This window comes from Thiococcus pfennigii (assembly GCF_016583835.1).
Taxonomy (GTDB): domain Bacteria; phylum Pseudomonadota; class Gammaproteobacteria; order Chromatiales; family Chromatiaceae; genus Thiococcus; species Thiococcus pfennigii.
The window spans coordinates 1-5,006 of the sequence record NZ_NRRW01000108.1; the positions used below are offsets into that span (position 1 = coordinate 1).

The following is a 5,006-nucleotide window of genomic DNA, read 5'->3' on the forward strand; positions in this document are numbered from 1 at the left end:
CACCGGGAACCCCACCTCGCCGACCCCTCCCGCAAGGTTCCACGTGGAACATCACCGCACCCTCTCACCCCGCCCGCGAGCGACGCCCGGCACCGCCGCAGGATGGGTCGAGCGCCGCAACACGAACCAGCACCCCACCATGTCCACCCCCAAGGTTCCACGTGGAACATCATCAGGCCGCACACCCTCGCGCACCGTCCCCCAGGGGATCGCCTCCCGCGCCGTCACTCCTTATCATATTCCTGCGTATCCCCCTCGCCCCCGCGCCACCGCCCGGAGCACCGACGCACATGACAACGACCGTTGCCGATCTACTCGCGGCCCCTGGCCTGAGCCTGAACCTGCTCGCCGGCAGCCCGGGCCTGAGTCGCCCGATCCGGTCGCCGCAGCTCAATCGACCCGGTCTCGAACTCACCGGGTACTTCGACGCCTTTCGCGCCGAGCGCATCCAGGTCCTCGGTAACGGCGAGGTCTCCTTCATCGAGGATCACCGCGAACCGCGCCTGCTAATGGACCATCTGCTCCGGATCCTCGGCGGCGCCGTCCCCTGCCTCATCGTCACGAACGGCCGTCCAGCGCCGACCATGGTCATCGAGTGCGCCGAGGCCGTCGGCGTCCCCATCCTCACCTGTCCCCATACGACGACCAAGCTCCACAAGCGCCTCTGGGAACACCTCGACGCCGAATTCGCCGCCGAGACCGCGCTGCACGGCGTACTCCTCGATATCCACGACATCGGCGTCCTGCTCCTCGGCGACAGCGCCGTGGGCAAGAGCGAGTGCGCGCTCGAGCTGATCCGCCGCGGCTTCCACCTCGTCGCCGACGATATGGTCACCGTCAAGTGCGTCGGCGAGTCCGCGCTGATCGGCCGCGCGACCGAACTCCTGCCTTATCACATGGAGGCCCGCGGCCTCGGCATCATCGATGTCCGACTCCTCTACGGCGTCGCCGCGGTGCTGCCCGAGAAGCGCATCACGCTCGCGATCACCCTCGTCGAATGGGATACGAGCGCCGAATACGATCGCACCGGTCTCGCGGAAGATCGCCTGTCGATCCTCGACGTCGAGATCCCCCACCTGACGATCCCGGTACGGCCCGGCCGCAACCTCGGGACCCTCGTCGAGGCCGCCGCCCTGAATCAAAAGCTCAAGGAACTCGGGATCAATACCGCCCAACGCATGGAGGAACGCCTCCGCGCCCACCTCGACCGCGATCTCGGCCCCCCCGAAGCCTGACGCGGCCACCCCCCGATCGACACCCGTCCGATACCGGCCAGCCGACCCCTAGCCGGCCCCTGCCCACGCCGGTGCGACCGCCTGGGACAGACCCCGTCGCGAACCCTTCACGTTGGCCCGATCGTTCCGTGACGACCCATGCCCACCGGGTCCACCGCCGTGCGCGATGGTGGCCACGGGGCCGATGCGATAAGATGCATTCGTATCCTCGCCCCGGACCCCACCCGCGCGCCTCGCGTCCGAGGACCCCCGGCGCGCGGGTCCACATCGCCTTCACGGACGTCCAATGATGCTGAGATTCTTCGCCCCCCTCCTCGTTCTGACCTGCCTCGCGATACCGGCCCTGGCCGCCGAGCCCCTGTCGGTCTTCGTCAGCGTGCCACCCCAGGCGACCTTCGTCACGCGCGTCGGCGGCGACCATGTCGAGGTCAGCGCCCTCATTCGCCCTGGCACCAACCCACACACCTTCGAGCCGACCCCGCGCCAGGTCGCGGCCCTGGCCGCTGCCGACCTGTTCGTGCGCATCGGCATGCCCTTCGAGGATGCCCTGATGCACCGCTTGCGGGACCTGAATCCGACCATGGTCATCGCCGATGCCCGCGACGGCCTGCCGCTGCGCCGCCTCGAGCCGCACGGGCACGACGAACACGACGAGCACGAGCACGAGCACGCCGGCGATCATGACCACGGTCACGACGCAAACGCCCTCGATCCCCACGTCTGGACCAGCCCGCCCCTCGTCATCGAAATGGCCGGCGCGATCCGCGATCAGCTGACCCGCCTCGACCCCGGACACGCCGCTGACTATGCCGCCAATCACGACGCCTTCGTCGCCGAGCTGCGCGCCCTCGACGAGGCCATCCGCGCCGACCTCGCGTCCGCGCCAGGCCGCCGCTTCATGGTCTACCACCCCGCTTGGGGCTACTTCGCCGAGACCTATGACCTGGTCCAGATCCCGATCGAGTTCGAGGGCAAGACCCCGGGGCCACGCACCCTCGCCTCCCTGATCGATCAGGCCCGGGCCGCCGGCATCCGCGTCATCCTGGTCGAACCCCAGTTCAGCCCCAAGGCCGCCGAACAGGTCGCGCGCGCGATCGACGGACGCGTCGAGTCCATCGATCCGCTCGCCGCCGACTACATCGCCAACCTGCGCTCGGTCGCGCGCACGATTGCGGGGGCTGCGCGGCCGTGACCGAGACCTCGGCCGACGCCGTCATCCGCGTCGCGGGGGTCTCCTTCTCCTATGGCGCCGAACCCGCCCTCGAGCGGATCGACCTCACCGTCGCCGAACGCGAATTCCTCGGCATCGTCGGCCCCAACGCCGGCGGCAAGAGCACCCTGCTGAAACTGATCCTCGGCCTGCTCGTACCCCAGGCCGGGCGCATCGAGGTGCTCGGCCGGCCGCCACGCCAGGCCCGCCGCGCGATCGGCTATGTACCCCAGTACCCGGGCTTCGCCCGCGACTTTCCGATCTCGGTCGAACAGGTCGTCCTGATGGGACGGCTCGGCACCGGCCCGGGATTCGGCGGCTATCGGCGGGCCGATCGGCTGGCGGCCCGCCGCGCCCTCGAAGAGGTCGAGGCCGAGGAGTTGGCCCCGCGCCAGATCACGACCCTCTCGGGCGGTCAGCTTCAGCGGGTCCTGCTGGCCCGCGCACTCGCGAGCGAGCCCAGGATCCTGATCCTCGACGAGCCGACCGCGAGCGTCGACCAGCGCCTGGAGAGCGACATCTTCGAGCACCTGCGGGTCCTCAACGAGCGCCTCACGATCCTCCTCGTCTCCCATGACGTCGCCTTCATCTCCCGCTACATCACCCGGGTCGCCTGCGTCAATCGCACCCTCGTCTGCCATCGCACCGAGGCCATCGACAGCCCGGTCATCGAGGCCCTCTACGGCGAACCCGTGCGCCGGGTCGCCCACGAGCACAGGCTCTGATGCACGCCCGGAGCCCCTTCCCCGTCCGCCGCCATGACTGAATTCCTCTCCGCCCTGGGCCACCAGCCCTTCTTGCAGACCGCGCTCCTCGCCGGCCTGCTCGCCAGCATCGGCACCGGCGTCGTCGGCAGCCTCGTCGTCGTCAAGCGCATCACCTTCCTCGCCGGCGGCATCGCCCACTCGGTGCTCGGCGGCATCGGCGCCGCCCTCTACTTCGGTCTCGACCCCCTACTCGGCGCGCTCGCCGCGGCCGTCCTGTCGGCCTTGCTGATCGGCTGGGTGCGCCTCGCCTGGCAGGCCCAGGAGGACACCCTGATCGGCGCCCTCTGGGCGATCGGCATGGCCGTCGGCGTCCTCTTCGTCGCCAAGACGCCCGGCTACGCAGGCGACCTGATGACCTACCTGTTCGGCAACATCCTCCTCGTCCCGCAGCGCGAACTCTGGCTCATGGGCGCCCTGGATGCCCTGCTGCTGATCGTCATCGGTCTCTACTACCGCCAATTGCTCGCCGTCTGCTTCGATGAAGAGCTTGCCCGCCTACGCGGCGTCAATGTCACCTTCTACTACCTGCTGCTGCTCGTGTTGGTCGCGGTGACCGTCGTACTGCTGATCCAGGTCGTCGGCCTCATCCTCGTGATCGCCCTGCTGACCCTACCGGCCGCGATCGCCGGACACTATGTCAAGTCGGTCGGCCGGATGATGGCCGTCGCGACCGCCATCGGCGCCCTCCTCACGAGCCTCGGCCTCGCCCTTTCCTACGAACCCGACCTCCCCGTCGGCCCCACCATCATCCTCCTCGCCGGCTTCGTCTATCTCGCATCGGCCATCGCCAGCCGCCTGATCGCCCGCCGGCGCACGCGCGCCACCCTCCATCCCGACCCTGCCGACGGGGAATCGCCCTAGCCATCGGGTCGGTCAAGGATCGCCTCGACACTCGTCCGGTCGACGGAGCGCGAGCCGACCTCGGACCTGGGTGCGCCTCCGTGCCGGCAGGACCGAACGGGCGATTTCAATGACTTCAATCCATCAGGGAGCGGTCAACCGCCGCTTCTCGGTTCAACGACCGCACAGGCCCGATCCGGACTCCTTGACGATCAGGAGCCGACCGTCGAGATCGTCGAGGCGGGTTATCGTCGCGCGGTCCGGTCTATCGGGGGCGATGCCGGGCTGGACGCCCGGCTCAAGGTCCCCTCAAGGCGCCAACGGGACATCCTCGTAGAGGACCTCCAAAGGTACCTCGACCTTGAGGCAGTGGAGGCGCACATAGCCCTCGATGATGCGCTCCATGGCCCAGCCTTGCGCACGGCGATGGATCTCGACGGTCCGCGAGTCCTGCTCGATCAGCAGATATTCCTCCAGGCTCGGCAGGGTCTGATACGCGAAGAGCTTCTCCCGCCGATCGATGCGCGCGGTCGCCTCCGAGAGCACCTCGACGAGCAAGCAGGGGCTGCTCCGATAGTAGGTCTCGCGGTCGTGAGGATCACAGCTCAACAGCAGGTCCGGATAGTAGAAGATCTCCTGCTCGGCGCTCCTGAGCCGCACCTTCATGTCGTTGGCGAAGATCTGGCAGGGCGTGCCGCGTAGAAGGGGTCGCAATCGCGCGTACAGACTGCCGCCGATCAGGGCACCTGATTAGCAAGCTTCTTCAGCCGAGCCGGTTTTTCGCCGAAGAAAGGCGCACACGAGGCTACCTCACCTCGCTGTCGGAGCCGGCCATGCCCATGAACCGCATTCAGTTCCAACCCGGCCTGTCGCTGCCGGCCTTCCTCGCCCAGTTCGGCACGGACGCCCAGTGCGAGGCGGCGCTCGAACAGGCCCGCTGGCCCGAGGGGTTTC

At 68.6% G+C, this 5,006-nt stretch carries 5 protein-coding genes and 1 pseudogene; 5 read left to right on the plus strand and 1 reads right to left on the minus strand.

What is annotated here, in order from left to right:
• The first annotated feature begins 290 nt into the window (after nucleotides 1–290).
• From hprK to CKO41_RS17900, 4 genes are all read left to right on the plus strand, one after another.
• Nucleotides 291–1,235, plus strand: coding sequence for an HPr(Ser) kinase/phosphatase (hprK, locus tag CKO41_RS17885; RefSeq protein ID WP_200383245.1), 945 nt, complete (start codon nucleotides 291–293; stop codon nucleotides 1,233–1,235).
• A gap of 286 nt (nucleotides 1,236–1,521) precedes the next feature.
• Entirely contained in the window at nucleotides 1,522–2,427 is a 906-nt protein-coding gene (locus tag CKO41_RS17890; RefSeq protein WP_338115618.1) for a metal ABC transporter solute-binding protein, Zn/Mn family, read from the plus strand.
• Nucleotides 2,424–3,170, plus strand: coding sequence for an ATP-binding cassette domain-containing protein (locus CKO41_RS17895; protein WP_200254604.1), 747 nt, complete (start codon nucleotides 2,424–2,426; stop codon nucleotides 3,168–3,170). The genes CKO41_RS17890 and CKO41_RS17895 overlap by 4 nt, the downstream gene beginning before the upstream one ends.
• A 33-nt stretch (nucleotides 3,171–3,203) precedes the next feature.
• Nucleotides 3,204–4,073, plus strand: a complete 870-nt coding sequence (locus CKO41_RS17900) for a metal ABC transporter permease (protein ID WP_200254602.1) — start codon at nucleotides 3,204–3,206, stop codon at nucleotides 4,071–4,073.
• Nucleotides 4,074–4,361: 288 nt separating this feature from the next.
• On the opposite strand, the gene CKO41_RS17905 is transcribed toward CKO41_RS17900, so the two are convergent.
• Nucleotides 4,362–4,766 (minus strand): Uma2 family endonuclease, encoded by a 405-nt coding sequence (locus CKO41_RS17905; RefSeq protein WP_242464419.1) that lies wholly within the window; start codon nucleotides 4,764–4,766, stop codon nucleotides 4,362–4,364.
• A 119-nt stretch (nucleotides 4,767–4,885) separates the two neighbouring features.
• Here CKO41_RS17905 and CKO41_RS17910 point away from each other — a divergent pair.
• Nucleotides 4,886–5,006 (plus strand): annotated as a pseudogene (locus CKO41_RS17910) (IS1595 family transposase); the annotation flags it as partial.